This is a genomic window from Paenarthrobacter sp. TYUT067 (assembly GCF_023656375.1).
GTDB lineage: Bacteria > Actinomycetota > Actinomycetes > Actinomycetales > Micrococcaceae > Arthrobacter.
The window spans coordinates 123,191-137,479 of the sequence record NZ_JAMOIT010000016.1 but is presented as its reverse complement, the minus strand read 5'-3'; the positions used below and the strand labels follow the sequence as shown (position 1 = coordinate 137,479).

The window sequence follows — 14,289 nt, the reverse complement described above, 5'->3', positions numbered from 1 at the left end:
CCCCCTACTGTGACGCGCCCATCCGGCACATCGACCATGTGGTCCCCTGGCGCTCCGGCGGAACCACCACACCTAACAACGGCGCAGGACTCTGCGAAGCCTGCAACCACACCAAAGAAAACCCCGGCTGGAACAGCAAGAGGGTGACCGGGGACAAACAAGGCGGCCACACGCTCCAGATCAGCACACCCACAGGCCACGCCTATGTATCCAAGGCACCTCCACTGCCGGGGCATGTCCGCGCCCAGCCGTTACAATCCGCGCCACCTGTAGCAATGTCGAATGAGTGTGCTGTGGATGTGGCTCGCTCGTCGTCGGGTCAGCAGTCGGAACCTTTGCCTGCTGAAGGCGCGGAATGTGGATCCAGCGGCCAGCTGAAACCGCGCATGGCGGGAATCTAACCTTGGGCCAGCGTCTAAGCAGCCACGGTGGGCAGGGTTAGAATCTCGGCGCCGTCTTCGGTGATGGCGATGGTGTGCTCGCTGTGGGCAGTGCGGCAACCGGTCGCACTGCGGAGCGTCCAGCCATCGGCGTCGGTGACCAGTTGGGAGGTGTTGGCCATCACCCAGGGCTCCAAGGCCAGTAGGAGTCCTGGCCGTAGCTTGTACCCTCGGCCGGGGCGGCCCATGTTCGGAACGTGCGGCTCCTGGTGCATGGTTGAGCCGATGCCGTGGCCTCCGAACTCGGTGTTGACGGGGTATCCGGCTTCGCTGAGGACTGAGCCGATGGCATAGGAGAGGTCGCCGATTCGAGCGCCCGTCCGGGCGGCCTCAATGCCTGCGCGCAAGGCACGTTCGGTTGCTTCGATCATGGCCACACTCTCAGCCGGCCTGGACTCGCCAACGATGAAGCTGATGGCAGAGTCGGCCGCGATTCCGTCCTTCAAAACTGCCAGATCCAGGGTCAGGAGGTCGCCCTCGGCCAGGTTGTAATCCGTGGGTAACCCGTGCAGGACGGCATCATTGACGCCAGTGCAGATGTAGTGCCCGAATGGTCCGCGACCGAAGGATGGGGCGTAGTCCACATAGCAGGAGACGGCCCCGGCCTCGAGGATCATGCTCTTGGCCCACCTGTCAATGTCCAGGAGATTCGTTCCTACCGTTGCGCGGCCCTTCAGCGTGTGCAAAATGTTGGCGACCAGAGCGCCGGCTTCCTTGGCGCGGCCTAGTTCTGAGTGGCTCAGGATCTCGATCATGCGGGACCTTTCATGTAGCAACCAATAACTATCCCGGCCATATTATCCCGGTATTACAATTGGATCCATGGTCAGGTTGCCGCTTACACCCGCAGAGGCCGAGCGCGGACAACGCCTCGGAGCTCTCTTGCGTCGTGCGCGGGGTGAACGCTCCATGCTGGAGACGGCTCTGGATGCTCGAGTGTCGCCCGAAACGCTTCGAAAGATCGAATCAGGGCGGGTTGCGACGCCCGCGTTCCCCACTGTTGCTGCGATCGCCGAGGTTCTGGGACTATCCCTCGATGAGGTCTGGGCGGAGATCAATCAGCAGGAGCGTGACATTGAGCCGGGCAGCCCACGTCGGAGCGCGCGCGAATGGTTGGCCTCGTAGCCTGAGTGCTGAGCTGCCAGTGTTGCGCGCCTCAGCGCTTGGGCCGTGCCCGGACGTGGAGCCGTTCGCCCTGCTGCCCGAAGAGAGTGAGAAGCTCCACCGGCTCTTTGGTGGCGCTGGCAAACCAGTGTGGTGTGCGGGTATCAAATTCCGCCACCTCGCCCGGTTTCAGGACAAAGTCGTTCTCGCCTAGGACCAATCTGAGCTTGCCGTTGAGGATATATACCCAGTCGTAGCCCTCATGTGATTGCGGTGTGGGAGTCTCCTTGCCCGTGCCACCCCTGAGGACCATCTTGAAGGCCTGGATGCCGCCAGGGCGTCGCGTGAGAGGAACGGCCGTTCCCCACTCGTGAACGTGCGGCTTGAGATGAATGCGGGGATCGCCCGTTTCCGGAGCGTCGATGAGTTCTTCCAATGGGACCTGATACAGCCGCGCAATGGGGAGAAGAAGCTCCAAGGTCGGTTTGCGTTGACCTGACTCAAGCCGGGAGAGCGTGCTCACGGAGATGCCTGTTACTTCCGAAGCTTCAGTAAGGGTCACGTTGCGTTGGGTCCTCATCGCGCGCAGGCGAGGGCCGACGGCGTCGAGCATGATGCTGAAATCGGTAGTCATGTTCCCCAGTTTGCCATATTGGCAAACTTCCTTGCTGTTTCTTGCCTTCTGGCAAACCATGGAAGAAGCGGCGCAGGGCCGCTGGATACGTGGAGGCACTTGTGGGTACGGAAATCGAGAACATCGGAACGGTGGACGAGTATGACGTCGTAGTGGTGGGAGGTGGCGCGGCTGGCTTGAGTGCCGCGCTGACGCTCGGCAGGGCCTTACGGTCCGTCCTCGTCATCGACGCCGGCGAGCCGCGAAATGCTCCCGCGGCCGGGGTGCACGGATTCCTGTCGCGGGACGGAATCAATCCCAAGGAACTGCTGGAACTCGGACGCGCGGAGGCGATCCAGTACGGAGTGGACATCGTGTCCGGCATCGTAGTCGGGGCAAGCTCGACGGCCGGCCCTGCGAACGGATCCGAACCCACCTTCGAGGTGGATCTGGCAGACGGACGAACGGTGAGAGCCCGCCGTTTGCTGGTCACCACCGGACTGGTGGACATACTCCCGGACGTGCAAGGCCTTCGTGGGCGGTGGGGCAAAGATGTCCTGCACTGCCCCTATTGCCACGGCTGGGAAGTCCGGAACAAAGCGATCGGGATCCTGGGGTCAGGGCCGATGGCATTGCACCAGGCGTTGCTGTTCCGCCAATGGAGTTCCAACATCACCTTGTTCCTCAATGACGTGGTGGAGCCGACGGAAGAACAATGGGAGCAGTTGGCTGCCCGTTCCATCACCGTAGTGGACGGCAAAGTCCAGGCCCTCCAAGTAACTGACGACGCTTTGGCGGGTGTCATCCTGGCATCGGGAACCACCATCCCAGTGGAAGCTGTAGTCACCGCCCCACGGTTGGAGGCCAGGTCTGCCGTGCTGGAATCCTTGGGTGTCCCCACGGTGGAGCACCCCATGAGGGTGGGAAGCCACGTAGAGGTCAATCCAATGGGTGGTGCCACGTCAGTGCCGGGTGTCTACGCTGCAGGAAACGTCACCGACCTCATGGGCCAGGTGATGGCCTCTGCAGCCGCAGGTGTCATGTCAGGAGCCGCAATCAACGCAGATCTCATGATGGAGGAGACCAATCGGGCTGTTGAGGATGCGCGCAAGTCGGCTGTATCCCGCTGATAGGAATCCCGGACCGAATCGAAATTCGACAAGGAAAGGCGCTGCGCATGCAGCGCCTTTCCTTGTGCGAGTGGGCCCGTAGTAAGGCTCCGGCACCCTAGGATGTAGACGTCAGGAATTCCCGGGCAGCCGTCACCAGCGCTTCGGTTCCGCGAGCCAGCGTCGGCTCAATGACGGGAGCAAAGTACGGCGAGTGATTAGAGGGAATGTCCTCCGGAAGCCGACCTGTTGTGGCGAACTCCTTGAACAGGGCAGGTTCGGCGCCACCCAGGAACCAGAAAACCAGGGGAGCTCCGGCGGCCTTCGCCAGGGCTCCAACGTCTTCGCTTCCGGACACCGGGCCAGGGTCCATGATCTGTGCCTCGCCGAACTTTGCTTTGAAGGCAGCGGACACCCTGCCGGTCGCAGCTTGGTCGTTGACGGTCAGCGGGAAATGCTCTTCAAACTTGATCTCAGGGTCCTTGGGCGCGCCTGAAGCTGTGGATTCACTCTTGGCAATGCGCTCAATGGAACCGAGGATCTTGTCCCTGGTGGCATCGCTGAAGGTGCGGACGCTCAGGCCTAGAGTTGCTGTTTCGGGGATGATGTTGTTCTTGGTTCCTGAATGAATCTGCCCAACAGTCACCACCGCGGAGTCACTGGCGGCGAGCTCACGCGACACAATGCCCTGCAACCGCACGGTGGTTGCAGCTGCCATCAGCACCGGGTCAACAGTGGTCTCCGGACGCGATCCGTGGCCACCTCGTCCGTGCAGGGTGATGTTGAGGGAATCGGCGGACGCCATGGTGACGCCGGGCCGGATGCCGAACCAGCCGGCGGGGAACGGGGCAACATGTTGGCCCAAGACGATATCTGGTTTCGGCACCACGTTATACAGCCCGTCGGCAACCATGGTTGCTGCCCCGCCGCCCCATTCCTCGGCCGGCTGGAAGAGGGCGATCAGGGTGCCCTGCCACTCATCACGCCGGCCCGCCAGAACCTCCGCCGCGCCTACTAGGCAGCTCACATGCACGTCATGGCCGCAGGCGTGCATGACAGGCATGTCTTTGCCCTCATGATCAACACCCATCGCAGTGCTTGCGTAGTCCAAACCCGTTGTTTCCTTGACCGGCAACGCATCCATGTCAGCCCGGAGCATCACCACCGGCCCGGGCCCATTGTCCAGAACACCAACAACGCCGGTCTTTCCGATATTGCGATGAACGGTGAAGCCAAGATCTTCAAGATGTCCCGCAGCGATCCCGGCTGTTCGGGTCTCCTGAAAGGACAGTTCGGGGTTGGCGTGCAGGTCTTTGTAAAGCTCTTCGAGGTCAATGGTCATGAGTTTGCCCTTTTCGTTCGACGCCATAGTTTGGCCAGTGTATCCAGCCCATAAATGCAAAGTCTGGGAAGCCCCGGCACACTGGAGGGCATGAACCATTCCGAATCAGTCACCACACAGCTGTCCACTGTTGAGGAGTGGACCAAGGCGCTGGCAGAATCCAGCGGGTCCCCGGGAGGCGGTGCTGGAACCGGGGTGATGCTCTCCATCGCGGCGTCGTTGACGTCCATGGTGGCCGGATATACCGAGCCGGAAAAGTCGCAGCACCAACAGCTCGACGGCATTCACTCCCGTGCCCTCAAACTCCGGCAAACTGCCCTGCAACTAGCCGATGACGACGCTTCCGCTTCCAATGCCTTCGGCGCCGCTTTCCGCCTGGATCCCGGACCTGAACGCGAGAAGGCCATCCATCAAGCCTCCGTCGATGCCGCTAAGGCATCCGCGGTGCTCGGGGAGCGGGCCATTGATGCCATTGAAGACCTCGGGTGGCTCGCCGCCAACGGAAATCCTGCGCTGATCGCCGACGTCGTAGTGGGTTTCGGGGCACTCCGGGCAGCCATAGCCGGGGCCCGAACCAACGTAAGCTTCGACCTCGCATCCCTGACCTCCGCCGGCGCCACGCTGCAGGAAGTCAGGGAACAACACCCGGAGTTGTGGAACACAGTCAGCCAGCTCAGCGAAGCCCTCGACAGAATCGACCAACTGACTGCCGGCGTCGACAAGAAAGCGGCGCCGACCGAAGCCTTGTGAGGCCCGGTTTGCATGGCAAGTCCCTACGGAACCATGCAGAGCGGGCCTCACAACGGCATTACTGCGCCTTCGGCGCTCTGCCTATTACTGCGCCTTCGGCACACGCCGGAGCACGACGGCGGCGAGCACTGCCGCGCCAGCCATCAGTACCAGCCCAATCGCCGCAGTGATGTGGACGCCGGACTCGAAAGCTGTCCGGGCGGCATGTGTGAGCGCCTCCGACAATGGAGCCGGAAGAGCGCCCGCCGCATCAACAGCACCGGCGAGGGTTTCACCGGAATTCCCGGCGGCCTGCTCGGAGATGCCGTCCGGCATGATCAGGTTGTGCTGGTAGGACGCCGTGAGGATGGAGCCAAGTACTGCCGTTCCCAGGAGCGACCCCAGCTCGTAGCCGGTCTCGGAGATGGCCGAGGCGGCGCCGGATTTGTCGGCCGGCACCGATGCCAGGATGAGGTCATTTGAGATCGTCTCCGCCGCGCCAACCCCCACGGCCAACACGGTGAGCGCCGACAACAGGAACACGGGGCCGCTGCCGTGATCGCCCACTACGACGATCAGATAACCCACAGCGCTGAGCGTCAGGCCTGCGGCCACAACGAACCCTGGCCGCACGCGCTTGACCAATGGCACCACCAGTAGTCCGGCGATGACCGTGGCCAGGAGGGCGGGAATCATGGCGATACCGGCCTCCATAGGGGACTGGCCCTCAACAAGTTGCAAGTGCTGTGCGAAGAAGTAGATGAAACCCGTCATGGAGAACAGGGACAGCACGTTCGCCACGATGGCCGTGCTGAACACCTTGTTCTTGAACAAGGCAACATCCAACATGGGGTTCTCGATCCGCTGCTGGCGACGCACGAACAGAATGCCCATCACCACGCCAAAGCCCATGAAGGCTGCTGCGGAGGCTCCGAAACCGTGAACCGCAAATTCCTTGATCCCGTATACGAACGGCGCCATGGTGACCACGGAGAGGAGAATACTGCGCACATCCACACGTCCAGGGTTGGAGTCCATGGACTCCGGAATCAGGACCCGGCCGAAAGCCAGCAGGGGGAGAAGTAGGAATGCTGCAACCAGGAAGACGGCGCCCCACCAGAAGTGCTCCACCAGCCAGCCGCCAAAGATCGGGCCAAGGGCGGCGCCACCGGAGAACCCGGCTGCCCAGACAGCGATCGCCAAGCGGCGACGGTTGGGGTCGGTGAAGATGTTCCGGATCAAGGACAACGTGGACGGCATCAACATGGCGCCGAAGACACCAAGACCGGCGCGCCCGGCGATCAGCCATTCAGCGGACGGCGCGAATGCTGTAGCAGCCGACACCGCCGCGAAGCCCGTGCTGCCGATCAGCAGCAGCCGCCGTCGTCCGATCCTGTCGCCCAAGTTGCCCATGGAGACGAGCAGTGCTGCGAGGACCAGCGGGTACGCATCAACAATCCACAGCAACTGCACGCCACCGACATTCAGGGAGCGGGCAATCTCCGGCAAGGCAAAGGTGAGCGCGGTGTTGTCGACGGCCACCAGCAGCACCGGAAACATCAGGAGTGCCAAGGCCGTCCAGTCGCGCCACGGTGCCGCTTGGCCCTTGACGGGGTGAGCGGAACGGGGTGCTTGGGTTGAGGACGGCGAGAACATGGATTCAACTATACCGTCCAGACGGTACAGTTTCAACTATAGCCCCCATGAACCTTTAGGGAATGATGGATACATGCCACGAAAACCAATTGCCCGGGACGCCGTCCTGGATGCCTTTGAAGCCCTCCTCATAGAAGTAGGGGAGCGGGCTGCCACACTAGACGCCGTCGCCAAGCGCGCAGGGGTGTCCAAAGGCGGACTGCTCTACCACTTCCCCAACAAGGAAGCGCTGATTACGGCCCTTTTGGAGCGCCTGGACCTGCTGGCCGATGAAGATACTGAACTCATGAAGGCGGCGCCGGATGGTTCAGCGGCATACTTCATCAGGTCCTCTCTCTGGGCAGATACGCCCATGGACCGGGCATTCGTCGCCGCTACCAGGCTGGCTGAGGTGGCTCACGAGGAAACCCGCCGCAGGTTTGCCGCAATTCAACAGCGGTGGCTTGACGTGCTGGCAGAAGACGTCGGACCCGAGGTTGCCAAGGCTGTCAGCTATATGGGCGACGGACTCTATTTCAACGCGATCTTTGAAGGCGGCCAGGAGGGCGGCAATGCCGGGCGGGAGGCCGACGTCGAAATCCTTCTGGGGGTCCTTGAACGCCTGCGGAAGTAGCAGCTCATCCATTTGCTGCTGAGGCCCGAGCGTAGGACAATTAACTCTTGTGGCGTGCCCTACATGGTGCCCATACACAATTGAACATGCCTTTGATCTGCGGCGGGAGAGTCCTGCAGGCAAGTGATGCAGGCGCCGTAGGAGCAAACCCTCCCCAGGAATCTCTCAGGCCCACGCACCGCCGCGGCGAGGCAACTCTGGAAAGCAGCAGGTACTCAGCCTATCCACGGGCGAACGGGTATTGTGCTCACCGACGGTGCAAGCGATGGTTGTTCACGCAACGCGCGGAAACTCTCAGGTCCAATACAGAGCGGGGAGGAACCCAGCCGCTGTGGCGTACCCAAACGCCGCCCAAGTAATGGAGTTCCTTCGTGACGGTTAGTTCTGCCTCCACCACCTTCGTCGATCGGCATATCGGCGCCCGCCGCCAGGCCGACATTGAGACCATGCTCAAGTCCATCGGCTACGACACCGTCGATTCGCTGGTCGACACCGCCGTCCCGAACGATATCCGCCAGGATGTTGCGCTCACCCTGCAAAACGCCCTGAGCGAAGTTGAGGTTCTTGCCGAGCTCCGCAAGCTCGCCTCCAAGAACAAGACTGCCGTTCAGATGATCGGCCAGGGCTACTACGACACCGTGACGCCGCCGGTGATCCGCCGCAACATCCTGGAATCTCCGGCTTGGTACACCGCCTACACCCCCTACCAGCCGGAAATCTCGCAGGGCCGCCTCGAAGCGCTCCTCAACTTCCAGACCATGGTCCAGGACCTGGTTGGCCTGCCGATCGCCAACGCCTCCCTGCTGGACGAAGCAACTGCCGTGGCCGAGGCCGTCCTGATGATGCGCCGCGCCAACAAGAACAAAGCTGCCCAGGATGGCAAGACCGTCCTTGACGCCGACTGCCTGCCGCAGACCATCGCGATCGTGAAGGGCCGCGCGGAAGCGCTTGGCTTCGAGGTTGAGGTGGCCGATCTGTCCCTGGGCCTCCCGGAAGGCACCATTAACGGCGTCGTCCTGCAGCAGCCCGGTGTCTCCGGCCGCGTGTTCGACCACTCCGCCGTCATCGCCGCAGCCAAAGAACGCGGCGCACTGGTCACCGTGGCTGCAGATCTTCTGTCCCTGACGCTCATCACCCCTCCGGGTGAGCAGGGCGCCGACATCGCCGTTGGTTCCGCGCAGCGACTGGGCGTTCCGCTGTTCTTCGGCGGCCCGCATGCTGCGTACATGGCCGTCCAGAAGGGGCTGGAGCGTTCCATGCCCGGCCGTCTGGTTGGCGTTTCCAAGGACGACGCCGGCGTCCCCGCCTACCGCTTGGCGCTGCAGACCCGAGAGCAGCACATCCGCCGCGAGAAGGCCACCTCCAACATCTGTACTGCGCAGGCGCTCCTGGCCATCGTCGCGTCGATGTACGCCGTTTACCACGGCCCTGAAGGCCTGAAAGCGATCGCGGAGACCGCGCACGGTCACGCCCGTACCCTTGCAGCGTCCCTGAAGGCGGCCGGCGTCGAGGTCCTCCACGGTTCCTTCTTCGACACCATCACCGTCCACGTCCCCGGTAAGGCTGCGGAGATCGTGGCCGCCGCTGAGGCCAAGGGCATCAACCTCCGCGGCGTTGACGCTGATTTGGTGGGCATCTCTGTAGACGAGACCACTACATCTGAGATTGTCGGCGGTCTCCTTGAAGTCTTTGGTGCTTCGGTAACCGAAACCGCTGAAGGCTTCGCCCTGGAATCCTCCGTGGAGCGCACCAGCGATTTCATGCAGCACCCGGTGTTCAACACGCACCGCTCCGAAACCCAGCTCCTGCGCTACATCCGCAAGCTCTCTGACCGCGACCTCGCGCTGGACCGCACCATGATTCCGCTGGGCTCCTGCACCATGAAGCTCAACGCTACGGCAGAGATGGAAGCCATCTCCTGGCCGGAATTCGCCTCCATCCACCCGTTCGCACCGGACTCCCACACCGAGGGCTGGCGTGAACTCATCGGCGACCTCGAAGCCCAGCTGACCGAGATCACCGGCTACGACCAGGTTTCCATCCAGCCCAACGCCGGTTCTCAGGGCGAGCTCGCGGGCCTGCTGGCGATCCGCGGCTACCACCTGTCCAACGGCGATGATCAGCGCAACGTGTGCCTCATTCCTGCTTCCGCGCACGGCACCAACGCTGCCTCGGCAGTGCTCGCCGGCATGAAGGTAGTGGTTGTTGCCACCGCTCCGGATGGCACCATCGATCACGTTGACCTCAAGAACAAGATCGAAGCTAACCGCGACGCTCTCTCCGCCATCATGATCACTTACCCGTCCACGCACGGTGTGTACGACGCCGACGTCCGCGAAGTCTGCGACGCCATCCACGAGGCCGGCGGCCAGGTGTACATCGACGGCGCCAACCTCAACGCGCTGGTTGGCTTGGCCCAGCCGGGCAAGTTCGGCGGCGACGTGTCCCACCTGAACCTGCACAAGACCTTCTGCATCCCGCACGGTGGTGGTGGACCGGGCGTTGGCCCGGTAGCGGCGAAGGCACACCTGGCGCCGTTCATGCCCGGTGATGCCGCGTCTTGGACTGAGGGCAACGACGTCCCGATTTCCGCATCCCGTTTCGGTTCTGCCGGCGTTCTGCCGATTTCCTGGGCGTACGTGAAGCTCATGGGCGGCCAGGGTCTCACCGAAGCCACCAAGTCCGCGTTGCTCGCTGCGAACTACATCGCTTCACGCCTCAACGAGTACTTCCCGGTCCTCTACACCGGCGAAGGCGGACTTGTTGCCCACGAGTGCATCCTCGACCTCCGTGAACTGACAGCCAAGACCGGCGTCACCGCTGAGGACGTTGCCAAGCGCCTCATCGACTTCGGCTTCCACGCACCCACCCTGGCCTTCCCGGTAGCGGGAACGCTCATGGTGGAGCCCACCGAGTCCGAGGACCTTGCGGAGATCGACCGCTTCATCGAAGCCATGATCGCCATCCGTGCCGAGATCGACCAGGTTGCCCACGGCGACTTCTCCGTGCAGGATTCCCCGCTCCGCCGCGCACCCCACACGGCTGCCGCCGTCGTAAGTTCCGATTGGGACCGTTCCTACCCGCGTGAGCAGGCCGCCTTCCCGGTCCACCACCTGAAGCAGGACAAATACTTCCCGCCGGTGGGTCGCATCGACGGCGCAGCTGGCGACCGCAATCTGGTCTGCTCCTGCCCGCCAATCGAAGACTTCGAAAACTAAGGGGTTCCGGAAAATGACTGAGAAATACACAGCCCTTTACGAAGAGCACAAGAAGCTCGGCGCGTCCTTCACCGACTTCGGGGGCTGGCAGATGCCCCTCAAGTACTCGTCCGAACTGGCCGAGCACCACGCCGTCCGCAAGGCCGCAGGCCTGTTCGACCTCTCCCACATGGGCGAAGTCTGGGTCACCGGTCCCGAGGCCGCCGCGTTCCTGGACTACGCCTTGGTAGGCAAGATCTCCGCCATGGCCGTCGGCAAGGCCAAGTACACGCTGATCTGCCAGGAAGACGGCGGCATCATCGATGACCTGATCGTCTACCGCCGGGCCTCTACCGAAGAAGGCTCGGACAAATTCCTGGTGGTACCGAACGCAGGCAACGCTGCGGTTGTGGCGTCCGCGCTGCAGGAGCGCGCCGCCGGTTTTGACGTCGTAGTTGAAGACGCCTCCGCTGAGACCTCGCTGATTGCCGTGCAGGGTCCCCTCGCCGAAGCCATCCTGCTCCGCCTGGTGCCCGCCGAACAGCACGCACTGGTCACCGAACTCAAGTACTACGCGGCGGTGGAAGTACCGTTCACGTTCGACGGCGGCACGCAAGACCTGCTGCTCGCCCGCACCGGATACACCGGCGAAGACGGCTTTGAGATCTTTGTGGCCAACGAATCAGCTGCCGCACTGTGGCAGGCGATTGCGGCTGCCGCGAATGAAGGCGAACTCACCCCAGCCGGCCTCGCCTCCCGCGATTCCCTGCGTCTCGAAGCCGGAATGCCCCTCTATGGCAACGAGCTCTCCCGTGAAGGCAACCCCTTCGCAGCAGGACTCGGTCCCGTAGTGGCATTGTCCAAGGAAGGCGACTTCGTCGGCAAGGACGCACTGGCTGCACTGAAGGCCGACGGCGCCGGCTCCACCAGCGGACGGAAACTCGTTGGCCTGAAGGGCCTCGGTCGCCGTGCCGGACGCAGTCACTACCCGGTCCTCAAGGACGGCGCAGTGATTGGCGAAGTCACCTCCGGCCAGCCCAGCCCCACGCTCGGCTACCCGGTAGCGTTGGCGTATGTCGACGTCGCTTTTGCTGAGCCGGGCACCGCGCTGGATATTGACCTGCGCGGTAAGAGTGAGCCGTTCGAAGTCGTCGCACTGCCGTTCTACAAGCGGGTTCGCTGAATCAGTCGCCTTCGGCCGGCGGGTCCGACCTCCTCTGCATGCTCGGTCGCATGTGCGCCCGCTGAGCGGACGCGATGCTCCACGGGGGCCACGCCGTCCGGGTTCCCTGGCCGAGCTTGCGAGGCGAGGGGGACGGTGGGGAGCATGCTGCCGGAGGCCGGACTCGCGTGGCCGTGCGGTGGGGGAGCGGATTCCGGAAGCGTGCGTCAAAGCGACGAAGGAGCAGCACGCGGAGGAATTCGGTGCCACACCGCCAGGCCAACCACTCAGACGGCCCACACGCGACACAATTAGATGTAGCCACTACACGTAAAGGAAACAGAATGCCCAAAGTAGCGCCCGAACTTCAGTACTCCGACGAGCACGAGTGGGTTTCACGCGGAGACGGGAACTCCGTGTCCGTTGGTATCTCCGAGGTTGCCACCGACGCACTGGGTGACATCGTGTACGTCGACCTCCCCGAGGTTGGTTCCTCTGTAACTGCTGGCGAGACCTGTGGCGAAGTTGAGTCCACCAAGTCCGTCTCTGACCTGTACTCGCCGGTCACCGGTGAGGTCACCGAGATCAACGACGCCGTTGTATCCGACCCCGCCCTGATCAACAACGATCCCTACGGCGCCGGTTGGTTGTTCAAGGTCGCCGCTGAGTCCGAGGGCCCGCTGCTCTCGGCTGAGGAATACGCCTCCAAGAATGGCGGAGACCTCTCCTAACTCCCACCCCGACCGAGTCCGATTCGGGGGTTCGCTGCGGGCTGTGCCGTGCGCACGGCATGTTCTGCAGCTAGACCCCGAATTGGGCGCCGGGCTGACCGGCACACGGGGGGCGGCCCTCCGGTAGGACCATCTGCCGGACCGTTTTCAAGCTTTGTTAAGGAATCCCGACCATGGCTGTTGGCGTTTTCGATCTGTTTACTGTGGGTATTGGCCCGTCGAGTTCTCATACTGTGGGGCCGATGCGGGCCGGGGCGGTGTTTGCCCGGGAGCTCAAGGACGCTGGTGTCCTGGGTTCGGTGGCTTCGCTGCGGGTTGATTTGTATGGTTCGTTGGCTGCGACGGGCCGGGGGCATGGGACCATGACGGCTACGTTGCTGGGTTTGGAGGGTTATCACCCTGAGCTGATCCTGCCGGACGAGGTTGAGGAACGGCTCGCTGCGATCGCCGAGACGGGTGTGCTGAATCTGGCTGGTGCTTCGGGTGGGGGTGTGGAGTTGCCGTATGCGGTGGAGGATATGGTTCTTCATCCGTTGACGGTGTTGCCGCGGCATACGAATGGGATGAAGTTTCAGGTCTCTGATGCTGAGGGGAACGTGGTGCGGGAGGCGACGTTCTTTTCGGTGGGTGGTGGGTTCATTGTCCGGGAGGGTGAGGAAGACGCGGCTCTGGAGGATCTTGAGGAGTCGAAGAAGGAGTTGCCGTTGCCGTTTAGGACGGCGGCGGAGTTGATGGGCCGGTGTTCGTCCAAGGGGTTGGGCATTAGCGACATCATGTTCATCAATGAGCGTGCCAGCAGGTCTGAGGAGGAGATCCGTGAGGGTCTTCTGCATATCTGGTCCGTGATGGAGGCCTGTGTTGAAACGTCGTTGAAGCGTGAGGGTGTGTTGCCCGGGGGTTTGAAGGTTCGTCGTCGTTCTCCTGATTGGTTGGAGCGGCTCCTGAAGGAGGACAAGGACCGGAATGATCCGAAGTATTGGCAGGAGTGGGTGAACCTGATCGCGTTGGCGGTCAATGAGGAGAACGCTTCCGGTGGCCGGGTGGTAACGGCGCCGACTAATGGTGCGGCGGGCATTATTCCGGCGGTGTTGTATTACGCGTTGAACTATGCCCCGGGCATGGACAAAGCTACCCAGCAGGACCGGGATGATGTGGTGGTGAAGTTCCTGCTCGCTGCTGGTGCTGTGGGGGTTTTGTATAAGGAGCAGGCGTCCATTTCGGGTGCTGAGGTGGGGTGTCAGGGTGAGGTGGGGTCGGCGTCGTCGATGGCTGCTGCCGGGTTGGCGGAGGTGATGGGCGGTACGCCGGGTCAGGTGGAGAACGCGGCGGAGATCGCCATGGAGCATAATCTGGGGCTGACGTGTGATCCGATCGGGGGGTTGGTGCAGATTCCGTGTATTGAGCGGAACGCGATCGCGGCGGCGAAGGCCATCAACGCGGCGAAGATGGCGTTGTGGGGGGATGGGACGCATCGGGTGTCGTTGGACGAGGTGATCGTGACCATGCGGGAGACGGGCAAGGACATGTCCCATAAGTACAAGGAAACCGCGATGGGCGGCCTGGCCGTCAACGTCGTCGAATGCTAATTCTGTA

At 62.6% G+C, this 14,289-nt stretch carries 13 protein-coding genes and 1 riboswitch; of the genes, 9 read left to right on the top strand and 4 right to left on the bottom strand.

Annotated elements, in window-relative coordinates; all coding sequences use genetic code 11:
• On the top strand, positions 1 to 401 hold a 401-nt coding region (locus MOD31_RS15425; protein WP_250821046.1), incomplete at its 5' end, for an HNH endonuclease.
• Positions 402 to 415: 14 nt separating this feature from the next.
• On the opposite strand, the gene map is transcribed toward MOD31_RS15425, so the two are convergent.
• Complete coding sequence (map, locus tag MOD31_RS15420; protein ID WP_250821045.1) at positions 416 to 1,195, bottom strand: type I methionyl aminopeptidase; 780 nt, start codon at positions 1,193 to 1,195, stop codon at positions 416 to 418.
• Positions 1,196 to 1,262: 67 nt separating this feature from the next.
• Between map and MOD31_RS15415 the strand changes: the two genes are divergently transcribed.
• On the top strand, positions 1,263 to 1,565 hold the full coding sequence (locus MOD31_RS15415; protein WP_250821044.1) for a helix-turn-helix domain-containing protein: 303 nt from the start codon (positions 1,263 to 1,265) through the stop codon (positions 1,563 to 1,565).
• A 31-nt stretch (positions 1,566 to 1,596) separates the two neighbouring features.
• Here MOD31_RS15415 and MOD31_RS15410 read toward each other — a convergent pair whose 3' ends face one another.
• A complete protein-coding gene (locus tag MOD31_RS15410) occupies positions 1,597 to 2,178 on the bottom strand; it encodes a helix-turn-helix domain-containing protein (RefSeq protein ID WP_166841617.1) in 582 nt (193 codons plus the stop codon).
• 101 nt (positions 2,179 to 2,279) lie between these two features.
• Between MOD31_RS15410 and MOD31_RS15405 the strand changes: the two genes are divergently transcribed.
• Positions 2,280 to 3,287 (top strand): NAD(P)/FAD-dependent oxidoreductase, encoded by a 1,008-nt coding sequence (locus tag MOD31_RS15405; RefSeq protein WP_308196377.1) that lies wholly within the window; start codon positions 2,280 to 2,282, stop codon positions 3,285 to 3,287.
• Positions 3,288 to 3,384: 97 nt separating this feature from the next.
• Here the strand turns inward: MOD31_RS15405 and MOD31_RS15400 are convergent, their stop codons facing one another.
• On the bottom strand, positions 3,385 to 4,608 hold the full coding sequence (locus tag MOD31_RS15400) for an amidohydrolase (protein WP_166841668.1): 1,224 nt from the start codon (positions 4,606 to 4,608) through the stop codon (positions 3,385 to 3,387).
• A gap of 90 nt (positions 4,609 to 4,698) precedes the next feature.
• On the opposite strand from MOD31_RS15400, the gene MOD31_RS15395 reads away from it, so the two are divergent.
• The gene (locus tag MOD31_RS15395) at positions 4,699 to 5,358 is read left to right on the top strand and encodes a cyclodeaminase/cyclohydrolase family protein (RefSeq protein ID WP_250821043.1); all 660 of its coding nucleotides are present in this window, start codon (positions 4,699 to 4,701) and stop codon (positions 5,356 to 5,358) included.
• Positions 5,359 to 5,442: 84 nt separating this feature from the next.
• Here the strand turns inward: MOD31_RS15395 and MOD31_RS15390 are convergent, their stop codons facing one another.
• Positions 5,443 to 6,993 (bottom strand): MFS transporter, encoded by a 1,551-nt coding sequence (locus MOD31_RS15390; RefSeq protein ID WP_250821042.1) that lies wholly within the window; start codon positions 6,991 to 6,993, stop codon positions 5,443 to 5,445.
• Positions 6,994 to 7,066: 73 nt separating this feature from the next.
• On the opposite strand from MOD31_RS15390, the gene MOD31_RS15385 reads away from it, so the two are divergent.
• The 5 genes from MOD31_RS15385 (at position 7,067) to MOD31_RS15365 (ending at position 14,282) form a co-directional block, all read left to right on the top strand.
• On the top strand, positions 7,067 to 7,606 hold the full coding sequence (locus tag MOD31_RS15385) for a TetR/AcrR family transcriptional regulator (protein ID WP_105691509.1): 540 nt from the start codon (positions 7,067 to 7,069) through the stop codon (positions 7,604 to 7,606).
• A 93-nt stretch (positions 7,607 to 7,699) separates the two neighbouring features.
• A riboswitch (glycine riboswitch) is annotated at positions 7,700 to 7,797 on the top strand.
• Positions 7,798 to 7,977: 180 nt separating this feature from the next.
• Positions 7,978 to 10,824 (top strand): aminomethyl-transferring glycine dehydrogenase, encoded by a 2,847-nt coding sequence (gene gcvP, locus MOD31_RS15380; protein ID WP_250821041.1) that lies wholly within the window; start codon positions 7,978 to 7,980, stop codon positions 10,822 to 10,824.
• A gap of 13 nt (positions 10,825 to 10,837) precedes the next feature.
• Positions 10,838 to 11,986, top strand: coding sequence for a glycine cleavage system aminomethyltransferase GcvT (gene gcvT, locus MOD31_RS15375; RefSeq protein ID WP_250821040.1), 1,149 nt, complete (start codon positions 10,838 to 10,840; stop codon positions 11,984 to 11,986).
• A 323-nt stretch (positions 11,987 to 12,309) separates the two neighbouring features.
• Positions 12,310 to 12,696, top strand: coding sequence for a glycine cleavage system protein GcvH (gcvH, locus tag MOD31_RS15370; RefSeq protein WP_024819780.1), 387 nt, complete (start codon positions 12,310 to 12,312; stop codon positions 12,694 to 12,696).
• A 173-nt stretch (positions 12,697 to 12,869) separates the two neighbouring features.
• Entirely contained in the window at positions 12,870 to 14,282 is a 1,413-nt protein-coding gene (locus tag MOD31_RS15365; protein ID WP_250821039.1) for an L-serine ammonia-lyase, read from the top strand.
• Positions 14,283 to 14,289: the final 7 nt, after the last annotated feature.

Excerpts from the sequence above, each read along its gene's own strand:
- map (WP_250821045.1), bottom strand. The coding sequence starts at position 1,195 with ATGATCGAGATCCTGAGCCACTCAGAACTAGGCCGCGCCAAGGAAGCC.
- MOD31_RS15415 (WP_250821044.1), top strand. The coding sequence starts at position 1,263 with ATGGTCAGGTTGCCGCTTACACCCGCAGAGGCCGAGCGCGGACAACGC.
- MOD31_RS15410 (WP_166841617.1), bottom strand. The coding sequence starts at position 2,178 with ATGACTACCGATTTCAGCATCATGCTCGACGCCGTCGGCCCTCGCCTG.
- MOD31_RS15400 (WP_166841668.1), bottom strand. The coding sequence starts at position 4,608 with ATGACCATTGACCTCGAAGAGCTTTACAAAGACCTGCACGCCAACCCC.
- MOD31_RS15395 (WP_250821043.1), top strand. The coding sequence starts at position 4,699 with ATGAACCATTCCGAATCAGTCACCACACAGCTGTCCACTGTTGAGGAG.
- MOD31_RS15390 (WP_250821042.1), bottom strand. The coding sequence starts at position 6,993 with ATGTTCTCGCCGTCCTCAACCCAAGCACCCCGTTCCGCTCACCCCGTC.
- MOD31_RS15385 (WP_105691509.1), top strand. The coding sequence starts at position 7,067 with ATGCCACGAAAACCAATTGCCCGGGACGCCGTCCTGGATGCCTTTGAA.
- gcvT (WP_250821040.1), top strand. The coding sequence starts at position 10,838 with ATGACTGAGAAATACACAGCCCTTTACGAAGAGCACAAGAAGCTCGGC.
- gcvH (WP_024819780.1), top strand. The coding sequence starts at position 12,310 with ATGCCCAAAGTAGCGCCCGAACTTCAGTACTCCGACGAGCACGAGTGG.
- MOD31_RS15365 (WP_250821039.1), top strand. The coding sequence starts at position 12,870 with ATGGCTGTTGGCGTTTTCGATCTGTTTACTGTGGGTATTGGCCCGTCG.